The 23,798-nt window shown below is 69.3% G+C and carries 19 protein-coding genes; 7 read left to right on the top strand and 12 right to left on the bottom strand.

Annotated features, from left to right (window positions below; genetic code table 11):
* Position 1: 1 nt before the first annotated feature.
* Complete coding sequence (locus tag G6035_RS12935; RefSeq protein ID WP_176617509.1) at positions 2-472, bottom strand: hypothetical protein; 471 nt, start codon at positions 470-472, stop codon at positions 2-4.
* A 56-nt stretch (positions 473-528) separates the two neighbouring features.
* Positions 529-1,347: a metal-dependent hydrolase gene (locus G6035_RS12930; protein ID WP_176617508.1), complete on the bottom strand. Its 819-nt coding sequence runs from the start codon at positions 1,345-1,347 to the stop codon at positions 529-531.
* A gap of 139 nt (positions 1,348-1,486) precedes the next feature.
* Between G6035_RS12930 and G6035_RS12925 the strand changes: the two genes are divergently transcribed.
* Together G6035_RS12925 and G6035_RS12920 are read left to right on the top strand one after the other, a co-directional pair.
* Positions 1,487-1,972 (top strand): thioesterase family protein, encoded by a 486-nt coding sequence (locus tag G6035_RS12925; protein WP_176617507.1) that lies wholly within the window; start codon positions 1,487-1,489, stop codon positions 1,970-1,972.
* Between the two features lie 66 nt (positions 1,973-2,038).
* Positions 2,039-2,680 (top strand): NAD(P)-binding domain-containing protein, encoded by a 642-nt coding sequence (locus G6035_RS12920; RefSeq protein ID WP_176617506.1) that lies wholly within the window; start codon positions 2,039-2,041, stop codon positions 2,678-2,680.
* Between the two features lie 9 nt (positions 2,681-2,689).
* Here G6035_RS12920 and rraA read toward each other — a convergent pair whose 3' ends face one another.
* Together rraA and G6035_RS12910 are read right to left on the bottom strand one after the other, a co-directional pair.
* Positions 2,690-3,172, bottom strand: coding sequence for a ribonuclease E activity regulator RraA (gene rraA / locus G6035_RS12915; protein WP_176617505.1), 483 nt, complete (start codon positions 3,170-3,172; stop codon positions 2,690-2,692).
* Positions 3,173-3,223: 51 nt separating this feature from the next.
* Entirely contained in the window at positions 3,224-3,871 is a 648-nt protein-coding gene (locus tag G6035_RS12910) for a GntR family transcriptional regulator (protein ID WP_176617504.1), read from the bottom strand.
* Positions 3,872-3,954: 83 nt separating this feature from the next.
* Between G6035_RS12910 and G6035_RS12905 the strand changes: the two genes are divergently transcribed.
* Entirely contained in the window at positions 3,955-6,804 is a 2,850-nt protein-coding gene (locus tag G6035_RS12905) for an FAD-binding and (Fe-S)-binding domain-containing protein (RefSeq protein WP_176617503.1), read from the top strand.
* Between the two features lie 92 nt (positions 6,805-6,896).
* The gene (locus tag G6035_RS12900) at positions 6,897-7,322 is read left to right on the top strand and encodes a universal stress protein (RefSeq protein WP_176617502.1); all 426 of its coding nucleotides are present in this window, start codon (positions 6,897-6,899) and stop codon (positions 7,320-7,322) included.
* A 67-nt stretch (positions 7,323-7,389) separates the two neighbouring features.
* Here the strand turns inward: G6035_RS12900 and G6035_RS12895 are convergent, their stop codons facing one another.
* Positions 7,390-7,683 carry a hypothetical protein gene (locus tag G6035_RS12895; protein WP_176617501.1) on the bottom strand — a complete coding sequence of 98 codons (294 nt, stop codon included), beginning with the start codon at positions 7,681-7,683 and terminating at the stop codon, positions 7,390-7,392.
* Between the two features lie 131 nt (positions 7,684-7,814).
* Positions 7,815-9,779, bottom strand: coding sequence for an acyl-CoA dehydrogenase family protein (locus G6035_RS12890; RefSeq protein WP_176617500.1), 1,965 nt, complete (start codon positions 9,777-9,779; stop codon positions 7,815-7,817).
* 224 nt (positions 9,780-10,003) lie between these two features.
* Here G6035_RS12890 and G6035_RS12885 point away from each other — a divergent pair, with 224 nt between their 5' ends.
* Complete coding sequence (locus G6035_RS12885) at positions 10,004-12,022, top strand: glycogen debranching N-terminal domain-containing protein (protein ID WP_176617499.1); 2,019 nt, start codon at positions 10,004-10,006, stop codon at positions 12,020-12,022.
* A gap of 1,196 nt (positions 12,023-13,218) precedes the next feature.
* Here the strand turns inward: G6035_RS12885 and G6035_RS12880 are convergent.
* On the bottom strand, positions 13,219-16,368 hold the full coding sequence (locus tag G6035_RS12880; protein WP_176617498.1) for a glycoside hydrolase family 38 C-terminal domain-containing protein: 3,150 nt from the start codon (positions 16,366-16,368) through the stop codon (positions 13,219-13,221).
* A gap of 117 nt (positions 16,369-16,485) precedes the next feature.
* On the opposite strand from G6035_RS12880, the gene G6035_RS12875 reads away from it, so the two are divergent.
* Positions 16,486-17,586 carry a serine hydrolase domain-containing protein gene (locus G6035_RS12875; RefSeq protein ID WP_176617497.1) on the top strand — a complete coding sequence of 367 codons (1,101 nt, stop codon included), beginning with the start codon at positions 16,486-16,488 and terminating at the stop codon, positions 17,584-17,586.
* On the opposite strand, the gene G6035_RS12870 is transcribed toward G6035_RS12875, so the two are convergent.
* From G6035_RS12870 to G6035_RS12850, 5 genes are read right to left on the bottom strand one after another with little or no spacing between them, the layout of a single operon-like run.
* The gene (locus tag G6035_RS12870) at positions 17,583-19,016 is read right to left on the bottom strand and encodes an NAD(P)/FAD-dependent oxidoreductase (RefSeq protein WP_176617496.1); all 1,434 of its coding nucleotides are present in this window, start codon (positions 19,014-19,016) and stop codon (positions 17,583-17,585) included. The two genes, G6035_RS12875 and G6035_RS12870, sit on opposite strands and share 4 nt — an antisense overlap.
* Before the next feature lie 9 nt (positions 19,017-19,025).
* The gene (locus tag G6035_RS12865) at positions 19,026-19,979 is read right to left on the bottom strand and encodes an ABC transporter substrate-binding protein (protein ID WP_176617495.1); all 954 of its coding nucleotides are present in this window, start codon (positions 19,977-19,979) and stop codon (positions 19,026-19,028) included.
* A complete protein-coding gene (locus G6035_RS12860; protein ID WP_176617530.1) occupies positions 19,976-20,728 on the bottom strand; it encodes an ABC transporter permease in 753 nt (250 codons plus the stop codon). The genes G6035_RS12865 and G6035_RS12860 overlap by 4 nt, the downstream gene beginning before the upstream one ends.
* Positions 20,725-21,381, bottom strand: a complete 657-nt coding sequence (locus tag G6035_RS12855; protein ID WP_176617494.1) for an ABC transporter permease — start codon at positions 21,379-21,381, stop codon at positions 20,725-20,727. The genes G6035_RS12860 and G6035_RS12855 overlap by 4 nt, the downstream gene beginning before the upstream one ends.
* Complete coding sequence (locus tag G6035_RS12850; RefSeq protein ID WP_371131006.1) at positions 21,381-22,583, bottom strand: ABC transporter ATP-binding protein; 1,203 nt, start codon at positions 22,581-22,583, stop codon at positions 21,381-21,383. Before G6035_RS12850 ends, G6035_RS12855 begins: the two co-directional genes overlap by 1 nt.
* A gap of 136 nt (positions 22,584-22,719) precedes the next feature.
* Here G6035_RS12850 and G6035_RS12845 point away from each other — a divergent pair, with 136 nt between their 5' ends.
* Positions 22,720-23,733, top strand: a complete 1,014-nt coding sequence (locus tag G6035_RS12845; protein ID WP_176617493.1) for a glutathione S-transferase family protein — start codon at positions 22,720-22,722, stop codon at positions 23,731-23,733.
* The last annotated feature ends 65 nt before the right edge of the window (positions 23,734-23,798 follow it).

The raw sequence follows: 23,798 nt of genomic DNA, 5'->3' as shown, positions 1-23,798 counted from the left end.
CTCAGGGCAGCTGGAGGTCCACGTGCAGGTCGGCCATCGGTCCGCCGCACTTTTCGTTGCCGCCCACCCGGGTCCAGTTCAAGGTGTTGGACTGCTGGCCCAGCACCTTTCCGGAGGCGTCAAAGGCACGGAAGGTCACGGACGACGCCGGTTGCGTGCCGACCTTGAGCTGCCACGACCCGTCGGGCTGCCGGGCCAGCAGGACGGACCCGGATGAGGACTTCCGGGCGAAGGTGGGCGTGAGCGGGACACACTCGGCCCCGACGCAGGCCGTGACGGAATCCACCTGCGCCGCCGTGGCCTGGTTTCCCGCCAGGGTCAGCATCACGCGGTTGTGCCAGGAGGCGGGGGCGCATCCGCCGGAGTCCTTGTCCATCACGATGGCGCCAATGATGAACGCCATGCACACGGCAGCCACGAACGGCACCACGAAAAATTCGACGCGGCGGCGGGGCGGACGGACTGCGGGCATGCAGTCATGCTAGCCAACGGATCTGTGCGTTTCCTTACAATTTGCTGGTGCGTTGGTCAACCCAGCCAGCGCGCCGACGTGCCAATAATCGCCAGTACGACGTACCCGCTCAGGGGCACCAGCAACACCCATTCGCGCCAGGAGCCGGCATTGCCGAGCACGGGAACGGCCACATTTCCGTTGCGCTTCCACACCCCCCGGACCAGCGGCAGCTTCCGCGCCAGCTTCGGCGGGCGGATCCGCAGCGGCCAGAGCAGGTTGCAGCCGCCGGTCGTCAGCATGTCCCCGGCGAGGTGGACGGCCACGCCCAGGCCCACGGCCAGCGGGAACCAAAACTGGTCCTGAGGTGCAAAAAACGTGATGAAGACGCCCACGGCCAGGCCCACGACCCACGGGAACCGGCGCATCGAGTCGGGGATGAACTTCAGCGCCTTGGCCGCGAACGACGCCAGCAGCACCGTCAGGACCCCGGCACCGGGAAAGACCAGGCCAAACGGCTCCACCTGCGCCGTCCACATGCCCGCCAGCATGGAGATGAACACAAAAACAGCCATGCCCAGCAGCGAATGGGTCCCGTGCCGGTGCCCCCCGGACAGCCGCCCCACCTCGATGCACAGGAGGTTGGAAACCGGCGGCAGGGAGTGGGCGATGGTCGCGTTGCGGTGGTCAGCGTCGGGCAGCAGCGCCGCGCCCGCCGTGACGATGGTGCCGGCCAGCACCCCGGCCGCACCGACGTGCAACAGCCCCAGTCCGGCGTCGAACCCCTGCGGCAGGAACGGCAGCACCGCCGCGGCAGCGCCCGTGTCGACATGGAAGCGGGTGGTCAGGGCCAGCCAGGCGGCCGCCCCGCAGGCGGCGTGGTGGGGTCCCATCATGGCTTTTCCTCTCGGCGGGGGTGGCTCCCTCAACGCGTGGAGGAAAATCTGCACCCTCCACAGTAGGGCCCCGGGACGGCAAAGTCCCGTTGGCGGGCCCGTGCCCGGCAAAAATGCGCCGGCGCGATACGGTAGGCCCATGGCAACAGATTCAAGGCACGACGGCGGCATGCGGCTGACCGTCAACGTCCCCATGCGCTGGGGAGACATGGACGCGTATGGGCACATCAACAACGTGGAGGTGCTGCGGATACTGGAGGAAGCCCGCATCCACGCCTTTGGCCCGCCGGCGGGGACCGGGCTGCCGGGCCTCGAGGTGGAGCTGCCCATCTTTTCCGAGCTGCCGGACGGCACCCAGGCGCTGGTGGTGGAGCACCGGGTGAAGTACCTGGTGCCGTTGAACTACCGCAACGTCCCCGCCCGGATCGAGGTGTGGGTCAGCTCCGTCAAGGGGGCCAGCATCACGGTGGCCTACGCCATTTTCGACCCGGTCACGGGCCTCAAGTGCGCCATCGCGGAGACCTCCATCGCGTTCTTCCATGGGGGCACAGGCACCGTCCTGCGCATTTCGGCGGAGAAGAAGGCGCAGCTGGCGCCCTTCCTGGGGGAGCCGAACTTCCGCTGACCCGTTGCCCGGCGCAACGTGGCGCAACACGGGAATTTTCCCGGAACGCCGGGCCGTTGTGTGGATATGACAACACTGGGAATCATCGGGGCAGGACACATCGGCAGCCAGATTGCACGCAAGGCCGTGCAGCTGGGCCATGAGGTGGTCATCAGCAACTCGCGCGGGCCCGAAACGCTCGCCGGACTCGTGGCGGAGCTGGGGCCGCGCGCCCGGGCCGCCACGGTGCAGGAGGCGGCCGAGGCGGCGGACGTCGCCGTTGTCACCATCCCCTTCAAGAACTACCGGGACGTTCCGCCCGGACCGCTGGCCGGCAAGGTGGTCATTGACACCAACAACTACTACTGGGAGCGCGACGGCCACATCCCCGCCCTGGATAACGGCGAGGCCACCACCTCGGGGCTGCTGCAGGAGCACCTGCCCGGCTCGAAGGTGGCGAAGGGCTTCAACCACCTTCCGGCGGCAGACATCACCGGCACGGGCACCCCGGCCGGCACCGCCAACCGCCGCGCCCTGGCCACGGCCAGCGACCATGCTGACGCCGCGGAGGTGGTGACCCGGCTGTATGACGAGTTCGGCTTCGACACCGTGAACATCGGGCCGCTGTCCGAAAGCTGGCGGGTGGAACGCGACCGCCCGGCCTACGGGGTGCGCCAGAACGCGGCGGAGCTCACCGCGAACCTGGCGAAGGCGCAGCGCCTGCCCTAGCGCCCCGGCCTACGCCACCGGGTTGCCGCGTTCGACGAGGATGCCGTCCGCGTCGGCGTAGACCATGGCGCCCGGCCATACGGTGGTGGCTCCGAGCTGGACCGGGACGTCGGCCTCCCCGGTGCCTTCCTTGCCGCTCTTCGCCGGATTGGTGCCAAGGGCCTTGACGCCCAATGGCAGGGTGTCCACCACCAAGCTGTCACGGATGGCCCCGTTGATGATCACCCCGGACCAGCCGTTGTCCACGGCGGACTGGGCGATCATGTCCCCCATGAGTGCGGTTTCCAGCGAGCCGCCGCCGTCGACCACCAGGACGGCACCGTTGCCCGCCGTTGCCAGCACGGCCTTGGCCAGCGCGTTGTCCTGGAAGCAGCGCACGGTGCGGGCCGGGCCGCTGAATGCGGTGCGCGTGCCGAAGTTGCGGAACTGCAGGGAGACCGAAGCCAGTTCGGCCCCGCGTTCGTCAAAAAGGTCTGCCGTGGTGAAGGTCATGGCGCCAGCATAGGCGCTGCCGGGCGCCGGGGGCAGGCATGGGCCGTTTCGTTACGTCCCCAACGCCTCCGCGAGGCGCTCGCGGGCGGCGGCCAGGTGGCCGTCCAGCGTGGCGGCGGCCCCCTCGGCATCCCCGGCCGCCAGCTGGACCAGGATCAGTTCGTGTTCGGCGTGGATGGCGGCGCTGTCCAGCAGGTGGAGTGCCTGCACGCGTGTCATGCACAACCGCACCTCACTGACCAGGGAGCGGTACATGCGGGCGATCCGTTCATTGCCGACCGCGTCCACCAGTGCCGTGTGAAAGCGCATGTCCGGCTCCACCAGGGCGAGGTCCCCTGCGCCGGCCAGGGCCAGGATGTCCGCATTGGCCCGCACGGCCTCCTCCGGCACGGTGTGCGTGGCGGCCAGCCGGCGCAGGATTTCGCTTTCCAGGTAGGCGCGGGCCAGGTAGATGTCACGGACGGATTCCGGGCCCAGCTCGGCCACCCGGGCGCTCTTGTGCGTGCCGCGGACCAGCAGGTTTTCGCCCACCAGCTTTTCAATCGCGGCCTTGGCGGTGGGACGGGCCACGCTGTAGGACGTGGCGATTTCCAGCTCGGTCACGGCGGTCTCGGACGTGAGGCTGCCGCTGAGGATGCGCCCGCGAAGGTCGTCGGTCACGGCTTCCACCACGGTTTTGGTGGCCAGGGGGCGGGTCATGGGCTGCCTTTCCTCGGGTTGTCCAGCGTTCCTGTTTGAGTATACTTGTCAGACAATTAATTTACGAGGACAGGGATGTGGTCATGTCGACGCTGACAGGACAGGAATCGGTCGCCACCATTCGGGCCGCCATGGCGGACCCGGGGCAGACCACCACGCGGGCGCTGGACCTGCACGCCCACGCCCACGACGCGTCCCACTTTTACCTCCTGCCGCAGGCCGTGGCCGTGCCGCGCAACGCCCGGGAAGTCGGGCAGCTGTTCCGGGCCGGCGCGGCGGCCGGGCTGCCGGTGACGCTGCGCTCCGGCGGCACCAGCCTCAGCGGGCAGGGCGTCACGGACGGGCTGCTGGTGGACGTGCGCAAAAACTTCCGCGGCATGGAGGTGCTCGACGGCGGCGCCCGCGTGCGCGTCCAGCCCGGCACCACGGTGCGCGCCCTCAACGCCCGCCTGCTGCGGTTTGGCCGCAAGTTCGGCCCCGACCCCGCCAGCGAGGTGGCCTGCACCATCGGCGGCGTGGTGGCGAACAACTCCTCCGGCATGGCGTGCGGCACCACCGACAACGCCTACCGCACCCTGGAATCCCTGACCGTGGTGCTGCCCGGGGGCACCGTGGTCGACACCGCGGCGCCCGATGCCGATGCCCGCCTCCGTGCGCAGGAACCGGAGCTGTTCAACGGCCTGCTGGAACTTCGCCGGCGGGTCACGGACAACCCCGAATCCACGCGCATCATCCGGCACCAGTTCGCCATGAAAAACACCATGGGCTACGGGCTGAATGCGCTGCTGGACTTTGCCGGACCGGCGGAAATCCTGGCCCACCTGATCGTGGGCAGCGAGGGCACGCTCGGCTTCGTGGCCGAGGCCGTGTTCCGCACCGTGCCGCGCCTGGCCCACGCAACGTCCGGGCTGCTCGTGTTCACGGACCTGGAGGCGGCCAACACGGCCCTGCCCGAACTCGTCGCCAGCGGCGCCGCCACGGTGGAACTCATGGACGCCGCCTCGCTCAGGGTGGGGCAGGGGCTGGCCCGGGTGCCCGGCGTCGTGCGGGACCTGCACGTGGACCGGCAGGCCGCCCTGCTCGTGGAATACCAGACCGGGGATGCGGCGGAGCTTGCCGGGCTGGAGGCCGGGGCCGCAGCGCTCGCAGGCACGCCGGGCCTGGCCGCCCCGGCCCGTTTCAGCACGGACGCCCAGGTCCGGGCCGGGCTGTGGCACCTGCGCAAGGGCCTGTACACCTCCATGGCCGGGGCCCGGCCGCAGGGCACCACGGCACTGCTCGAGGACGTGGTGGTGCCGGTGCCCGCGCTGGCCCGGACCTGCCTGGCTCTGGGGACGCTGTTTGGGAAGTACGGCTATGAAAATTCGGTCACCTTCGGCCACGCCAAGGACGGCAACATCCACTTCATGCTCACCGACCGGTTTGCCAGCCCGGACGAGCTGGCACGGTACGCCGCGTTCACGGAGGACATGGTGGACGTGGTGCTCGGCGAAGGCGGCTCGTTGAAGGCCGAGCACGGCACCGGGCGGGTCATGGCGCCGTTTGTCCGCCGCCAGTACGGCGATGAACTGTACTCGGTGATGCGCCGGATCAAGGAACTCTTCGACCCGGCCGGCCTGCTCAACCCCGGCGTCCTGCTCGACGACGACCCCTCCGCGCATCTGCGCCACATCAAGGCCGCCCCGCCCGCCGTCGATCCCGAGGTGGACCGCTGCGTCTCCTGCGGCTACTGCGAACCGGTCTGCCCCAGCAAGGACCTCACGCTCACCCCGCGCCAGCGGATTGTGACCCTGCGCGCCATCGAGGCGGCCCGCGCGGACGGCGACACCGCCCTGGCCGCGGCGCTCGAGGCGGACTACAACTACGCCGCCGTGGACACCTGCGCCGTGGACGGCATGTGCCAGACCGCCTGCCCGGTGGACATCAACACCGGCAACCTCGTCAAGCACCTGCGCCGGGACGCGTCCGGGAAACTGGAAAACGGGGTCTGGGAGGCGGCGGCCGGGCACTGGGGCGCCGTCACCCGCGGGGCCGGGCTGGCACTGTCGGTGGCCGCGAAGGTGCCCTCCGGCGTCGTGCTTCCGGCGAACCGGCTGGGCCGGAAGGTCCTCGGCGCGGACACCCTGCCGCTGTATTCCCCCGAGCTTCCCGCCGGAGGGAAGGCCCGACGCCGGCCGGCGCCTGCCGGGGCACCGGCGGCCGTGTATTTCCCCGCCTGCGTGAACGCCATGTTTGGCCCGGCCGCCGATTCCTCCCCGGGTGTCCAGGCCGGCTTTGAGGAATTGTGCGCCCGGGCCGGGCTGGAGCTGTTGGTGCCCGAGGGCATTGACGGCGCGTGCTGCGGCACGCCGTGGTCGTCCAAGGGGATGGCGGCCGGGCTCGCCGGGATGCATGCCCGGACCCTGAAGCTGCTGCGGGAAGCCACGCGGGACGGCGAGCTGGAGATCATTTGCGACGCCTCCAGCTGCACCGAGGGACTCATCCACACCGTGGAAACCGAAGTGTCGGCGCCGGGGCAGCGGGCCCTGCGCGTGGTGGACGCCGTGCAATTCACGGCGGAACGGATCCTGCCGCTGCTCGGGGAATCGTGGACGCGGATTGATTCGCTCGCGCTGCACCCCACCTGCTCCTCGACCCGGTTGGGCCTGAACCCCGCACTTGAACAGGTTGCCGGCGCGGTGGCCGCCACCGTGAAGGTGCCGGAGAGCTGGGGCTGTTGCGGCTTTGCCGGGGACCGCGGCATGCTGCACCCGCAACTGACGGCCTCGGCCACCGCCGCCCAGGCCGCAGAGGTGGCCGCGATGGGCGCCACGGCGCACGCCTCCTGCAACCGGACCTGTGAGCTGGGCATGGCCCGGGCCACCGGCGCCGGCTACCGCCACGTGCTGGAACTGCTGGCCGGGGTGGCCGCCGGCCGCGAAACGTTCGGTTAGTTGCCCCACCTTCCGCCCTATATGCCCGCTTCTGTGGATAGGCTGGTTGTTAATAGTGCTGGTGCCCCACCCCAAACGAAGGATGTATGAAAATGGCGGGAATTATCATCGTCGGCGTCGACGGCAACTCAACCTCCATGAAGGCTGCCCGCGTGGCAGCCAACCTGGCCAAATCCCTTGGCTCCACCCTGCGCGTGGTGACGGCCTACGGGGAGGACAAGACCGAAAAGGTTGAGATCGGCAACGACGAATGGTTCCTGTCCACCGCCGACGAGGCCGAGCGGGTGGCGCAGCGCGTGGCCGACGAGCTGAAGATCAGCGGCGTGAAGACCGAATACTCCTCCGCCCTGGGCAAGCCGGCCGACGTCCTGCTTGAGGAGGCCACCAAGCTCAAGGCCGAGCTCATCGTGGTGGGCAACGTGCGCATGCAGGGCCTGCGGCGCGTGCTGGGTTCCGTTGCCAACGCCGTCTCCCACAACGCCCCGTGCGACGTGTACATCGTCAAGACCGACGACTGATTTTGTGCCCGGCCGTGAGGCCGCTGCGAAACCCCCGCTGCCGGCAGGCCGCGGGGATTTTGTGGTTTCAGGCCGCTTCCTTCCGGTCCGCGGGCCGCTCCTGGACCGGGCGGGCCCGGGGCGCCTGGACCACGATGGTCCTGCTGGAGTGCCGCAGCACGGCCGGGACACCGCTCACCACGGGCCGGGCCTTCACCGCGGCCTCCGTGATCCGCCGTGCCGCGCCCACCAGGCTGTAGATGACCGCCACGACGGAGGTCACGGACACGAAGGCGACGGTCATGATGGCGAACATGAGCAGGCCCAGCATGAGCGTGCCGATGTAGACCAGCAGATAGTAATTCAGGTGATTGAAGTCCACGGCAATACCCCATATCGTCCACAAGCATGCGTACGTTCCTACGGTAGGCACCCGTTTGGCCTGGTGAAACACGCCCCCGGCGTGCCGCAGGAATGAAACCAATATGTAATGGTTTTCGCCCGGCCGTTACCTTAGCGGTACCTGCGGTGCTGGTTCTCCCGGGTCGTGGGGCCGGGCGTGGCATCGGCGATCCACGGGCCCGTGCCCTCGGAAACATCGATGATGCCGTCTTCAAGCCACGCGTAGTCGCCGGCCAGGAGGGAGGCGGAGAGGGAAGCATCGGCGTCGTCCGTGTTGTGCCAGAGTTCGTCGAACAAGGCCTCGATCCGCAGGCGCGACTGCCCGGCAAAGGCGTCGGCGAGCTGGAGTGCCGACCGGCCCTGGACGGGGTCCTTGAGCCGTAGCATTTCAACCCGGCTGCAGCAGGCGGCGATGGCGAACAGCTCGGCGCCGATGTCCACGATCCTGCCCAGGAACGCCTGCTTGTATTCGAGCCGGCCCTGCCAGCGCCCCATCCCGTAAAACGTCTGGCGGGCCAGGCGCCGGGATTCGCGTTCCACGAAGCGCAGGTGCTTGGCCAGTGGTCCGAACTCGCTGTAGGAGCGCGGGTCCAGGCCCTTGCCCACCACCAGCTGCGGCAGCCACTTGGCATAGAAGCCGCTGGCGGCCACGGCGGCCCTGCCCTTCTGCTGCAGGGTGGCGGTGGTGGAGGCGAGGTCGCCGGCGGCGGCCAGGTGCGCGTCCACGGCTTCGCGGGCAATGAGCAGGTGCATGATCTCCGTGGAACCCTCAAAGATCCTGTTGATGCGCAGGTCGCGCATCAACTGCTCGGCGGGCACGGCGCGCTCGCCGCGGGCCGCGAGGGATGCGGCCGTTTCATAGCCGCGGCCGCCACGCACCTGCACCAGCTCGTCGGCGCATTTGTAGGACATTTCCGAGGACCACAGCTTCGCCAGGGCCGCCTCGATCCGCACGTCCTTCATGCCGGCGTCGGCCAGTGCCGCGGAGAGCTCAAACACGGCCTCCAGCGCAAACGTGGTGGCCGCCATGAACGCCAGCTTCTTGCCCACGGCCTCGTGCCGGCCCACGGGGTGTCCCCACTGGGTGCGGGCGTTGGACCATTCGCGGGCGATCTTCAGCGACCACTTGCCGGCACCGGCGGCCATGGCCGGGATGGACAGGCGCCCCGTGTTCAGGGTGGTCAGCGCGATCTTCAGGCCCTGGCCTTCGCGGCCCAGCCGGTTTTCCACTGGAACCCTCACCTGGTGGAAGCGGGTGACGCCGTTTTCTATGCCGCGCAGGCCCATGAACTTGTTCCGGTGCTCCACCGTGATGCCGGGGGAGTCGGCCTCCACCACGAACGCGGTGATGCCGCCGGTCTTCCTGCCGTTTTCATCCACCCCGTGCGAGGGCACGACAGCCATGACCACCACGAGCTCGGCGATGACGCCGTTGGTGGTCCACAGCTTCACGCCGTCCAGGACGTATTCGCTTCCGTCCGCGGTGGGCACGGCGGCGCAGGCCATGCGCGCGGGGTCGGATCCGACGTCGGGCTCGGTCAGGAGGAAGGCGGTGACGGCGCCGGCGGCGCAGCGGGGCAGGTACTTTTGCTTTTGTTCCTCCGTGCCAAAGACCTTCACGGGCTCCGGCACGCCGATGGACTGGTGGGCGGAGACCAGGGCGCCGAAAGAAGGGTGGACGGTGCCGAGGATGGCCAGGGCTCGGCCGTAGTAGGTCAGGTTCAGCCCCAGCCCGCCGTACTTCCGCGGGATCTTCATGCCGAAGACGCCCAGCTTGGCGAGCCCGGCGAGGTATTCGTCCGGTATCAGGGCGTCGCGTTCAATGATGGAGGGGTCCATGGTGCGGGCATATGACTGAAGCTTTTCGAGGAAGGCGTCCCCGCGCGCCACGTCGTCGTCCGGGGCCTGGGGGTGCGGGTGGATCAGGCTCAAGTCAAAATCGCCCAGGTACAGTCCCTTGGCAAAGCTGGGCCGCTCCCACTCGGTTTCCCGGGCCGCCTCGGCCGCATTGCGCGCGTCTTCGGCCGTGACCTGTGCGGGGGCCGTGGCCGCCGGGCCGTCAACGTGTGTGCTCATGACTACCTCGATTCCGCCGGCGCCGATGACAGGAACCGGCATGCGGAGCTCAAGACTCGCTCATGCCTTGATGCTACCCGTGGGTAGGTGGGGCGGCAATGGCAGGGCCCGGACTGTGTGCATTTGCCGTCGTTAACGGCAGGATGGATCCAGGAGCACCCAGCCGCCGCCTTCAGTCCGCAGCCCGAAGTCCACCGCCCGAAGTCCACCGCCAGGAGGATGCCATGTCCGAACGCCAACCCTTTCTCCATGACCTGAACGTGCAGCTGGCCGCGCCCATGCAGGCCTGGTCCGGTGCGGATGGGCAAATTCGCCCGGACGGGGCCCAGGGCATCTATGTCGCCGACACCCGGGTCGCGGGGGAGGCCCTGCTGACCGTCAACGGAATGGAGCCGGAGCAGCTGGGCGCCTCCGGTTCCTCGTTTACGGCCGCGGTCCGGGACGTGGGCGGTTCCTTCGCTGATCCGCTGCTTGTCCTGGTCCGGCGCCGGACGGTGGAGGCCTCGCGGGTTGTCGAGGAGTTTGTGCTGCATTCCGACCTGCCGGGGGATGCGGACGTGTCGCTCGAGTTGAGGGTGGGCGTCGACTTTTCGCCCATGGCCGCCGTCAAGTCGGGCGGACCCCGGGTGCTCGTCGTGCCCGTCCCGCGCGAGGACCGCTGGGAGGCCTCCGCCGGAGCGGTCACGGCGTCGTTTGCGGCGCCGGGCGCTGCTGGCCAAGCCGTGGCGGACGACGGCGCCCTCGTGTTCCGCTGGGACCTCGCCGTCCCTGCGCGGGGCAAGGCGGAGGCGGGCTGGTCGGTTGAGGCTGCGGACGGCCGGTCGCCGGTGGCGGCTGCGGCCGCAGGCCCCCGCCCGCTGGAAGTCACTGCCCGTGACCCGCGGCTGAAGGCGCTGGCAGCCCGGGCGCAGCAGGACCTGGCCGGCCTGCGGATGTCCACCGTGGACCGGCCGGGGGATGCCTTCCTGGCTGCGGGCGCCCCGTGGTTCTTTACCTTGTTCGGGCGCGATTCAATCATCGCCGCACGCATGATGTTGCCCGTGGACCCGGAGCTGGCAGCGGGCACGCTGCGCACCCTGGCCGCACGCCAGGGCCGGGAAAACAACGCCGAAACGGCCGAGCAGCCCGGGAAGATCCTGCACGAACTTCGCCGCGGCGAGCTGGTGCTGCCGGGCAACTCACACAATGAACAGCTGCGGCTGCCACCCGTCTACTACGGGACGGTGGATGCCACGCCGCTGTGGATCAGCCTGCTGCACGACGCCTGGAGGTGGGGCATGCCGGAGGACCCGGTGCGGGAGCTGCTGGGCAACCTGGAGGCCGCCCTCGGCTGGTTGCGTGACTGGGGGGATGGCGACGGCGACGGCTTCCTGGAATACCTCGACACAACCGGCCACGGGCTGGCCAACCAGGGCTGGAAGGACTCGGCGGATTCAATCCGCTGGCAGGACGGTTCGCTGGCCCGCGGACCCATTGCCCTGGCCGAGGTCCAGGGCTACGCCTACCGGGCGGCACTGGACGGGGCCGCCCTCCTTGACGCCTTTGGCCGGCCGGGCGGGGCGCAGTGGCGGTCCTGGGCGGCGTCGCTGGCGGAGCGTTTCCGTGCTGGATTCTGGTGCCGGGATGCCTTGGGGCCCTATCCGGCCATCGCGCTCGACGCGGACAAGCGTCCCGTGGACGGGGTGGCCAGCAACATGGGCCACCTGCTGGGAACGGGGCTGCTGTCCCGTGAAGAGGAGGCGGCCGTGGCTGACCGACTCATGGGACCGGGCATGTTTTCCGGTTTCGGCATCCGCACCCTGGATGCTGCAAACGCCGCGTACTGGCCGCTGCGCTACCACTGCGGCTCGGTCTGGACGCACGATTCCGCCCTCATCCTCGGCGGGCTTGCCGCCGCGGGCCACTCCGCGGCGGCCGCCCGTGTGGCACTGGGGCTGGTCAATGCCGCGGAGGGATTTGGCTACCGGCTGCCCGAGCTGTTTTCCGGCGATGCCGCGGACCAGGGCGGCGCGCTGCCCTATCCTTCCTCGTGCCGACCGCAGGCGTGGGCCGCCGCCTCGGCCGTGCCGATCCTGCTGGCCACCCTCGGGCTGGAGCCGCAGGGGCCGGGACGGCTGCCGCTTGCGGCGCCGAAGGTGCCGACGCCGTTCGGGGGCTTCAGCGTCTCCGGCCTCCAGGCCGGCGGCCTGCAGTTCAAGGTGGAGGTAGACGAATCCGGGGCCACCGCCCTCAGGCCCATGTAGCCTCCCCCACCTCCAACGCTCGGTTGCAATCGGGCGTGTTTCCCCAAACCCTCCCGCGCGAATGGGGGTGTTTTTCCGATCCCTTCCGCGCTTACCCCGCGTCGACCCGCGATCGGGGGCGTGTTTTCCAACGCCCGGTTGCAACCGGGGCTGTTTTGGTAGACGCTGCCGCACGTTCGAGGGCGTGCTCATCGAGGCTGGGTTGCAACCGTCGGGAGGACTCGGCTGGGTGACGGGGCCTGCATCACTGTGGTCACGCCGTGGGCCGCAGCCCCGGCAGCTGGGCGGAACGGGCGTGTCGATCCCCTGCCTGTTGGGGCCCTATAGGGATGCAGAAACCGGCGTGTTCCCCCGGAGGCGGAGCCTTCAATCGAGTCCCGGGCCCGGGCACGGGCCGGTCCGTGTGCAGGGCCGCCGGTACACCCGAAAGGGTCGCAGGATCAACCCAGAAGGGCTGGCGGAGCACCCGCCCCACCAAATAAAATAGAACACATTTGCTAACGTCTATGGTGTTTAGCGTAGGTAGTATCTATAACGGGTGTATGGACGAGCCGGTTGGTGACCCCGGCAACGGGGGATCCCCCGCCACGGACGAGGGGGCGGCACTCATTGCCGCCCTCACCCTGCCCTCCGTTGAACCGTTCGGCCCGGACGTGCCGGAACCGGCCGGGCTGCCCGCCCACCTCCCCGGAACCGGACCCAGACCCGTCTGTCGCTGGCAGTTTGGTGGCTTCGGATGCCGGTTCCGATGGCGGGGTTCCGGTGCCCGGTGGTGGGCCGGTTGCTGGGCGTGCGGGGTTGGCGGGGGTCGTGGAAGGCCTGGCCGCCGGTGTGGCCGGCGGGGTGGTTGATGGTGTGTTGGAGGACCCCGTGCAGGACCACGTGGCCCAGCTGGATGCGGTGCGGGACGGGGTTGTCGTGGCCGAACCTCCCCTGCCGGCGGCGCAGCTCATCGTCACCGTCCCGGTGCTGGGCCCGCCCGGGGTGAGGAATGAACCGGCCGAACTCGCCGGACACGGCCCCATCACCGAAGAAACCGCACGCAAGCTGTTGGCCGGGGCCGGGACATTCCTGCGCCTGCGCCTCCTGGTGGACCCGGTGACGAACACCTCACCGACCACACCACCAGCCACCACACCAACACCAACAAACCAGACCCCGACAACCAACCCCCACCCGGGACCCGAACCACCCACTCAGGCGCCGCGCTTCAGCCTCAGCGTCAGGATTTGGAACGGGCGCAGTGTGACATGTAGGCGCCCGTCAGTGACGGTGAGGGAGCCGGCGTCGTACGGCTGCTCGAGGAGGTTGTTTTCCACCGCTGACGCCACGGGGAACGAAGCCGACAACGCCACCCGTGCCCGCGCCCCGAGCGGCTCGTACAGGCGCACAATCACGTCGCCGCTGCGGTCATCGGCCAGCTTGACGGCCTCAATCACGGCAGCCTGGGAGTCGGCGCGCACCAGGGGTTCAACAGCGATGCCTTCATCAGGCACGGCGCGCCACGGCAGGTTGAGGGCATACCCGGCGGCTACGGCATCGGCCACTTCAGCGCCTACCACCAGCCCATAGCTGAAGGAATGCGGGCCCTGGTCAGTCCCGGGGTCTGGGAAACGGGGTCCCCGCAACAGCGACAGCCGCACGGTGGTGAAGCTGGAGCCGTTGGCGCCGGGGTGGCGGGAAACGTCGTGCCCGTACGTGGAATCGTTGATGACCGCCGCGCCGAAGCCGGGTTCGCCCACATGGACCCAGCGGTGCGCGCACACCTCAAAGCGGGCGTTGTCCCAGGACGTGTTCTCATGCGTGGGGCGCTGGATGTGCCCGTATTGGGTCTCAAACCGCGCCTGGTCCGTATGGATGTCCAAGGGGAACGCGGCTTTCAGCAGCGTCTCCTGTTCGTGCCAGTCCACGTCGTTGTGCACCGTGATGGTCTTCGAATCCGGGGAAATCCGTACCTGCTGGGTGATGTGCGAGGCCCGGAAACTGCGCTTGATGGTGATCTCCGCGTGGCCGTCCAGGACCGCCATGTCCAGCGAATCCAGTTCACGGATGTCGGCCACGGTGTTCTTGTAAAACTCGTCGATGTCCCACGCATCCCACATGTTCGGGAAGTCGGCGTGCAGCTGCAGCAGGTTGGCGCCCTGCCCGGCCGGCACCAGCTCGCGCTCCGCCGCCACATCCACGATGGAGGTGATGACGCCGTCCGGACCGAACCGGACGCTGACCAGCCCGTTATGCACGACGACGTCCGCTCCATCCCGCTCCACCGTCACGTCCGCCGTGGCCGGGTCCGGGACGCCCGCGCCCAGCGCGGCGATGCCGCGGCGTGGGTAGGGGGAGGCGTTGAAATGGATGAGGGCCCCGCTGGCCGGGCTTGTGGGGACCCGGGCCTCGGCAGGCTCGAGCAGCGGGAGCAGAACGACCGGCGGGGCCAGAACGGCCAGCGCCTCGGCGATGATCTCCTCAAGGTCGGCGGCGATTTCGGCGTAGCGTTCGGCCGCTTCGCGGTGCACCCAGGCGATGGAGGAGCCGGGCAGGATGTCGTGGAACTGGTGCAGCAGCACCAGCTTCCACAGCCGGTCCAGTTCCCCGTACGGATAGTCCAGCAGCCCGCGCACGGCCGCCGTGGCACTCCACAGTTCTGCCTCGCGCAGCAGGTGCTCGCTGCGCCGGTTACCCTGCTTGGTCAATGCCTGGGAGGTGTACGTGCCGCGGTGCAGCTCCAGGTACAGCTCCCCCTTCCACACCGGGGCGTTCGCATATTCCGCCTCGGCGGCCGTAAAGAAGTCCCGTGGCGCGGCGATGGTGACCCGCGGGGAACCTTCGAGGTCGTGGGTGCGGCGGGCCCGGGCCAGCATTTCGCGCGTGGGCCCGCCGCCGCCGTCGCCCCAGCCGAAGGGCACCAGCGAGTGGTTGGACGCGCCCTTGTCCCTGAAGTTGCGCACGGCATGGGCCAGCTCCTGCCCGGACAGCTGGGAATTGTAGGTATCCACGGGCGGGAAGTGGGTGAACACGCGGGTGCCGTCGATGCCCTCCCAGTTGAAGGTGTGGTGCGGGAACTTGTTGTCGGTGTTCCAGGAGATCTTCTGCGTCAGGAACCACTTCGCCCCGGCCAGCTTCACAATTTGGGGCAGCGCGGCGGAGTAGCCAAACGAGTCCGGCAGCCACACCTCCTGGCACTGGATGCCGAAGTTTTCGCGGAAGAAGCGCTGGCCATACGTGAATTGCCGGGCCATGGCCTCGGACCCGACCATGTTGGTGTCCGATTCCACCCACATGCCGCCCACGGGGATGAAGCGTCCGCCGGCCACTGCCGCCTTCACCTTGGCGTAGACCTCGGGGCGCTGTTCCTTGAGCCATTCATACTGCTGCGCCGAGGACATGGCGTACTGCAGCCCGGGATGGTCCGCCAGCAGCTGCACCACATTGGACGTGGTCCGGGCCACCTTCCGGACGGTTTCGCGCACGGGCCACAGCCACGCCGAGTCGATGTGGGCATGCCCGACGGCGGTGAGCCGGTGTGCGCTGGCGTTCGCCGGCCGGGCCAGCACCTCCGCCAACCAGGTGCGGGCCGCCGCGGCGGTGCCGGCAATGTCCGTCAGGGACATGGCGTCGAGCGCGCGTTCCAGGGCATAGAGGATGTCCCAGCGGCGCGGATCGCCCAGGTCCAGCTCGGCCGCCAGCTGCGAGAGCACCTCCAGGTCCTGCACCAGTTCCCAGACGTCGGTGTGGAAAATATTGATGTCGGCCCGGGCCAGGGTGTATCGCGGCTCCGGTCCGGCCGTGGACTTTTCGCCGAGCATTGTTGGCACAAAGGGGTTGTCCGTAAACACAAAGGGGTTGGCCGCCGCCTCGACAAAAAGATCCACCGCCTCCCCGCCGCGGGCCCGCTCCGCAACCGGCACCCAGGTGTTCAGCGGGTTGAGGGCCTTGACCGGGGTGCCGTCCGGGCGGTACACGAGCCCTTCCGCCTGGAAACCCGGCCAGGACTGGCTGAACCCCAGGTCCACCACCAGTTCGACGGCGTGCCCCGCGGCTTCCGGCGGGACCGTGCCGGTCACGTGGATCCAGCTGGTGCCCCAGGCCGGACCCCACGCCTGTCCGACAGCAAACGGCGCAAAGGAGGCTCCGGCGTCGTGCGCGGGACCCTCCGAGCCGCCCGCCGGCGTGGCGCCGGTGCGGGCAAGCTCCAGCGCCACGGCCGGGTCCACCGGCTCACCGGCCCCGCCCTCGACGTGCCAGGCCGTCAAATCCAGCGGCGCCACGGGCGTGTGGATCGCCGGCCGGATCCGCTCCGCCAGGACGCGTTTAAGGCGGTTCTCGATCAGGGTGTGCTTGTCATGCATGCGTAGCTGCCTTCCAGACCGGGCGGGCGGTGCTCGAATTTTCAGTCTAGTGGGGGGCGCCCCGGGACGGCCCGGCGAAGTCCCCATGGCGCGCCGCTTCTTCCCTAGAGTGGTTCCATGACCTTTGCCACCGCCGAATTCGCCTCCGTCCGCACCCTTTTTGACTCCATGCTCGACGCCGATCCCACCTACAGCGCCCAGCTCGCCGTCTACCACGACGGCGTGAAGGTGGTGGACCTGGTGGGCGGCCCGGACTCGTCCGCGGACTCCCTGACCGGCGTGTTTTCCTGCTCGAAGGGCGTGGCGGCACTGGCGTTCAGCCTGCTGGTCCAGGACGGGCTCATGGACGTTGACGCCCCCGTTGCCTCCTACTGGCCCGAGTTTGCCCGCCACGGCAAGGGCGGCGTCCTGGTCCGCGAACTGCTCTCGCACCAGGCCGGGCTGGTGGGCGTGCAGGGCGGGTTCGCCATGGAGGACTACAACGACCTTCCCGCCGTGGCGGACCGGCTCGCCTGCATGGCCCCGCTGTGGCGCCCGGGCAGCGGCACGTTCGGCTACCACGCCCTGACCATGGGCGTGTTCCTGGAGGAGCTGTGCCGCCGGGCCACGGGGGAGCGGCTTCAGGACGTCTACAACCGGCGGATCCGCGAACCTTACGCGGCGGACATGTTCCTGGGCCTGCCCGAGTCCGAGGAACCGCGCTTCCGCCCGGTCCGCTATGCCGACGAGCCGGCCGGCTTCCTGGATCCGCACTCCATTGCGGGCATGTCCGGCAATGTCCAGGCCGGCAACCTGCTGGCCCTGCCCAACCTCCGAAGCGTCCGGGCGGCCGGCAGCTGCAGCGGCGCCGGGGTGGGATCGGCCGACGGCCTGGCGCGTGTCTATGCCGGCGCCATCACCAGCGTGGACGGACGGCCTGCCTACCTGTCTCCGGAAACCATCGGGGTCATGGCCCAGGAGCAGGTCTGGGGCCTGGACAGGGTCTTTTGCGACACCGGTGCCTTTGCCGTCACCTTCATGAAACCGCACCCGCGCATGGACTTTGGCAGCGCCTCGGCATTCGGGCACGACGGCGCCAACGCGGCCCTGGGCTTCGCCGACCCCCTCTACGGGGTGGGGTTTGGCTACGTCCCGGCGTGGAACGAGGAAGGCGGCACCGCCGGCCGGGCCATGCAGCTCAGCGCCGCGGTGCGCAGGGCGGTGCTGGCCCTGCGCTAGTGGAGGTCCGCCAGGGCTGATTCAACGGCCCGGTGGAACGTGGGGTAGGCGTAAATCATGGTCCTGAGCGTGTCCACGGGGACGCGCGCGTGCACGGCCAGGGCCAGCATGGACAGCACCTCCCCGCCGGAAGGCCCGACGGCGGCCGCGCCCACCAGGGTGCCGCTGTCCGCGTCCTCGACGAGCTTGATGAAGCCGCGGGCCTGGTGGATCCATCCGCGGGAGGAATCGGCCAGGGACGTGAACCCGGTCCGGACGTGCAGCCCGGCGTCCCGCGCCTGCCGTTCTGTCATCCCGACGGCCCCCATTTCCGGGTCCGTGAACGTCACCCGCGGCACCGCACGGGAATCCGTGGTGCCCCTGTCCGGCCCGCCGAAATGCTGCGCCAGGATCTTCCCGGCCACAATGTTCGCATGGTACATCGACATATGGGTGAACGCGCCGGCACCGGCGGCGTCGCCGATCAGGTGGAGGCCGTCCGCCACCTGCAGGTGGCCGTCCAGGGCCGGGGCATTTTTCCCGTCCCAGGCCACCCCTGCCGCGGCCAGGTCCAGGGTACCCAGCGTGGAGGAGCGCCCCGTGGCGACCAGCAGCTGCTCCGCCGCCAGCCGCGCAACGGCCGGGCCGGCGTCGTCCGCGCCCGTGGAGTCCGGGCCGGTGGCCAGTTCCACGGAGAAGCCGGCCGCGGAATGGGACACCGACGTGGTGCTGGTGTTCAGCAGCACGTCAATGCCTTCGCGGCGGAACACGTCGGCGAGCAGTTCGGAAGCTTCCGGTTCCTCACGCGGAACCAGGCGGGGACCGCGTGCCACCACTGTGACGTGCGTGCCGAAGCGGGCAAAGGCCTGCGCCAGCTCGGCCCCGACGGGGCCGCCGCCCAGCACGATCAGCGACTCAGGTGCCGCTTCCGCCCGCAGGGCTTCCCGGTTGGTCCACAACGGGGTGCCGGCCAGGCCGGGGATGGGCGGCACGGCGGGGTTCGTGCCGGGGTTGAGCACCACGGCCAGGCGCGCCGAGAAGGTGGACTCGCCGCCGTCGTTCCCGGCAACGGTGACCTGGCGCGGGCCGGACAGCCGCCCGGTGCCGCGGACCAGCCGGCCGCCCTTGTCGGTGAAGCGTTTGGCGGCGACGGCGTCGTCCCAGTTGTCGGTGGCCTCCTCGCGGATGCGCCGGGCCGCCACGGAAAAGTCCGGCTCCACGGTGGCCTGCCCTGCCAGCCCGGGCACGCGGCGGGCCTCGGCCAGGGTGCCGGCCGCCCGGATCAGCATTTTGGACGGGATGCAGCCATAGTAGGGACATTCCCCGCCCACCAGTCGGGATTCCACCCCCACCACGGACAGCCCGGCGGCGGCCAGCTCCCCGGCCAGGGACTCGCCTCCGGGCCCCATTCCGACCACAACGACGTCAACGGTTTCAGCGGGGCCGGTCATGGCAACTCCTTATTTGGTAAGTCCCTTTTCCTTCAGCCAGGCGGCTGCGGCATCCTTGGGGTCCATCTTCTTCGGACCGCTCACCTCGGTGTTAAGCGCGATGAGGTCCTCGGTGGTGAGCAGGCCGGAGACCATGCCCAGGGCCATGTTGGCCGCGTCGGAAATCTTGTCCGTCTTGACCAGCGGGACCACCTGCTGGGCGAGCCAGTTGTTCTTGGGGTCGGTCAGCACCACGAGCTTGTTTTCGGGGATGGCCGGTGAGGTGGTGAAGATGTCCGCCACCTGGATGTCGTTGTTCAGCAGCGCCTTGACGGTGAGCGGGCCGCCGCCGTCGCTGATCGGGGTGAACTTGGCCGGCACGCAGTTGTACTTCGCCTTCAGGCCGGCCAGCCCGTAGGGGCGCGTCTGGAACTCCGGCGGCGCACCGAGGGTGAGCTGGTTGCACACCTTGGCGAGGTCCTCAATGGACTTCAGCTTGTACTTGGCCGCGGTTGCCGCCGTGACCACCATGGCGTCCTTGTCCTCGGCCTTCGCGGCGCTGAGCACGGACAGCCCGGCCGGCATCGCCTTGGGCAGTGCGGCCACCACCTGCTCGGGCGTGGTGGCCGTGGTCTTGGGGTCAAGGAAGCCGAGCAGGTTGCCGGTGTAGTCGGGGACCACATCGATGGAACCGTCCTCCACGGCCTTGACGTAGACCTCGCGGGAGCCAATGTTCAACTTGGTGGTGGTCTTGATCCCCGCGGCGTTGAGGGCGCCGGCGTAAATTTCGGCGATCGTGGCGCTTTCCGGGAAGTTCGCGGAGCCCACCACCAGTGAGCCCGTGCCGGCGGTGCCGCCGGCGCTCGCGGTGGAGGAATTCGTGGCCAGCGGGCTGCCGCTGCAGGCCGTGGCCGCCAGCAGGACGGAGAGGCCCGCGGCTGCGCCCAGTACGGTCCTGCGGGTGGGTCGGGAAAGGTGCGTCATGGTGTTCCTCCTGTTGTGGTGGCTGTGGGGACATCGGCCGGACCGTGCCTGGCCTCTTGCAAACCTGGTGAAACGGCCAGGCGCTGCAGCAGGACCAGCAGGCCGTCGATGGCGATCGCCAGCACCGCAATCACCACAGCCCCGCCCAGCACCTGACCGTAGTCCTGCACGGCCAGCCCGTCAATGATAAACCGGCCCAACCCGCCGAGGCTGATGAACGCCACCACGGCGACCGTGGCCACCACCTGCAGCACGGCGGAGCGGAAGCCGCCCAGCATGACGGCCAGCCCGTTGGGCACCTCGACCCGGAACAGCACCTGCCATTCGGTCATGCCCATGCTGCGGGCGGAGTCCACAATGCCCGGTTCGACGGCGGAGATCCCGGCGTAGGTGCCGGTCAGGATGGGCGGGACGGCCAGCAGCACCAGCGCCCACACGGCCGGCATGAGCGAAAGCGTGGACGTGGCCAGGAGGGCGAACAGGGTCATGATGCCCAGGGTGGGCAGGGCGCGCAGCACGCCCGAGAGGGATACCACGACGACGCGTCCCCGGCCCGTGTGCCCCACGTAGAGCCCGATGGGGACCGCGATGGCGAGGGAGATCAGCAGCACCAGGCCGGAATAGCCCAGGTGCTCGACGATGCGCTGCGGGATGCCCAGGGGCCCCTGCCAGTTGGCGGGGTCGGTGAGCCACTGCCAGCCCTGGCTGAAGGGGCCGCCGGGCGTGTACTTGGTGGCGGGCAGGCTCATGCGGGCACCCCCGCCGGCCTGGGCGTGCGCAGCCACGGGGTCAGCAGCCGTTGGAGCAGCACCAGCACCGCATCGACCAACACGGCCAGCACCAGGGTCCCGATGATGCCCACGAGGATCTCGGTGGGGAAGTTGCGCTGCAGCCCGTCGGTGAAGAAGAAGCCCAGGCTGGGGATGCCGAGCAGGGCGCCCACCGTGACAAGGGAAATGTTGCTGACGGAGATGACGCGCAGCCCGGCAAAAAGGACCGGCACGGACAGCGGCAGGTCCACCGCCAGGAACCGCTGGAGCGGCTTGTAGCCCATGGCGGTGGCAGCCTGGCGGATGCCGTCGTCGACGGAATTGAGCGCGTCCAGGGTGGAGCGGACCAGCAGGGCCACGGCGTAGATGGTCAGGGCCACAATGATGTTCGCAAAGTCGAGGATCTTGGTGCCCAGGAGCCCGGGCAGGATCACAAACAACGCCAGTGACGGGATGGTGTACAGCAGCGACCCCGCCGAGAGGATGAACGCACCCAGCCCCGTGTTCAGACGGGCCAGCTGCGCCAGCGGAATGGCGATCACGGCGCTGAGGGCCAGCGGGACCACCGCCTGCACCAGGTGGGAGCCGGTGAGCGAGAGGACCTGGGGCAGGTTGGCCAGGAACCAGTCCATCAGGGGCGGCCTTCGCCGCGCTGGCGGGCCACCCGGGCGGCGTCGATGGCGGCCAGCACCTCGGGTGCCCTGACGACGCCGGTGACCGATCCGGCGTCGTCCACGGCAACGCCCAGCCCGGACGGCGAGGACAGTGCGGCGTCGAGCGCATTGCGCAGGGAGTCCCCGGCGCGGAACAGGGAGCCGCCGGGCAGCAGGGAGCCGCCGGGGCCGGGCGCCAGCCAGCCCAGGGGGCGGTTGCCGGCGTCGACCGCCAGGCGCCAGGCCGGGGCATCGGTAGCCGCGGCCTCCAGGGCCACGGCGTCCGTGGCAACGGACGGGGCCGGGTGGAGCGGGACGGACGTGCCGGCATGGAAGGACAGGTGGCGGAAGCCGCGGTCCCGGCCCACAAACGCGGCTACGAAGTCGTCGACGGGGGCGCGCAGGATCTCCTCCGGCGCAGCATATTGCGCCACGCGCCCGCCCGTGGCAAACACGGCCACCTTGTCGCCCAGGAGCGTGGCCTCGTCGATGTCGTGGGTGACGAAGACGATGGTCTTGGCGAGGTCACGCTGGAGCCGGAGCAGTTCCTGCTGCAGTTCGGCGCGGACCACCGGGTCCACGGCGGAAAACGGCTCATCCATGAGCAGCACGGGCGGATCCGCCGCCAGGGCCCGGGCCACCCCGACCCGCTGCTGCTGACCGCCGGAAAGCTGGTTGGGGTAGCGCCGGCCCATGGCGGCGGAGAGGCCCACCGTGTCCAGCAGCTCGGCGGCGCGGGCGCGCGCCGTGGCGCGCGGGACCCGGTTCAGGCGCAGCACGGTGGTGACGTTGTCCATGACGGTGCGGTGCGGCAGCAGCCCGGCGGACTGCATGACGTAGCCCATGGAGCGGCGCAGGGCCGGGGCGGGAATGGTGCTGACGTCACGCCCACCCACGGTGATGGTGCCGGAGGTGGGCTCCACCATGCGGTTGATCATCCGCAGCGACGTGGTTTTCCCGCAGCCCGACGGGCCCACGAAGACCGTGATCTTGCCGGCGTCGATGCCCAGGTCCAGGTTTTCGACGGCGGGCTGGCCGGCCTGGTAGCTTTTGGCCACGTTGTGGAATTCAATCGTGGCGGAACCGGGCCTGCCCAGGGGCTGGCCTGCGGCGGTACTGGTGTCGGCGGTTGCTGAAACATCCGGCACGACCATTTGCGGGTCCTCACTGTTGGTGACAATCACCTGCTGCCTTTGATCATAGGCAGGCTGATTTTGCCGAGTAAAGCAAGGTTTGGGCCGGCCGGGGCAAAAGCTGCGGATTCCGGCGGGTCGGTTTCGCTAACTGCGGACATCGCAGGCGGCATAGGCTGGGGGCATGGACACGAAGAACACCGGCGGGACGGAATTTAGCACCAAGGGCATTTACGTCACGGGCAGCGAATACACCCGCGACACAAACTACATTGAAACCCGGATCACCCGGGACGGCGCTGACGGGTATCCCGTGGAAGCGGGCCGGTACCGGCTCGTCGTCTCACGGGCCTGCCCCTGGGCGCACCGCTCCACGATCGTGCGCCGGCTGCTGGGGCTCGAGGATGCCATTTCGATCGGCGTGTGCGGCCCCACGCACGACGTCCGCAGCTGGACCTTCGACCTGGACCCGGACGGGCTGGACCCGGTGCTGGGCATTCCGCGCCTGCAGGAGGCCTACTTCAAACGCACCCCCAACTACCCGCGCGGCATTACCGTCCCTGCCATTGTGGACGTGCCGAGCGGGGCCGTGGTGACGAACAACTTCCCGCAGATCACGCTGGATTTTTCCACCGAGTGGCGTGACTTCCACCGTGACGGCGCGCCGGAGCTGTACCCGGAAGCGCTCCGTGAGGAGATCGACACCGTCAACAAGCGGGTCTTCACGGAGGTCAACAACGGGGTGTACCGCTGCGGTTTTGCCGGGAGCCAGGAAGCATACGACGCCGCCTACGACCGCCTGTTCACGGCGCTGGACTGGCTGGAGGAGAGGCTTGCGACGCAGCGCTACCTGGTGGGGGACACCATCACCGAGGCGGATGTGCGGCTGTTCACCACACTGGTGCGCTTCGACGCCGTCTACCACGGGCACTTCAAGTGCAACCGGAGCAAGCTCACTGAAATGCCGGCGCTGTGGGCCTACGCCCGGGACCTGTTCCAGACGCCCGGCTTTGGCGACACCGTCAACTTTGAGCAGATCAAACAGCACTACTACATCGTCCACGAGGACCTGAACCCGACGCAGATCGTACCGAAGGGCCCGGACACGTCCGGCTGGACGACCCCGCACGGCCGCGAGGTGCTCGGAGGGCGCCCGTTCGGCAACGGAACGGCCCCCACGCGTCCCGTCGACGCCTAAACGGCCGCCCGGCCCGCCCGGGAGTCACGAGAGTACAGCTGTGGCGGCCTCCTTGCGAGGGAGGC

Source organism: Arthrobacter sp. SDTb3-6 (genome assembly GCF_013376095.1).
In the GTDB taxonomy this organism is placed as follows: domain Bacteria; phylum Actinomycetota; class Actinomycetes; order Actinomycetales; family Micrococcaceae; genus Specibacter.
This window is presented reverse-complemented; position numbering and strand designations above follow the sequence as displayed.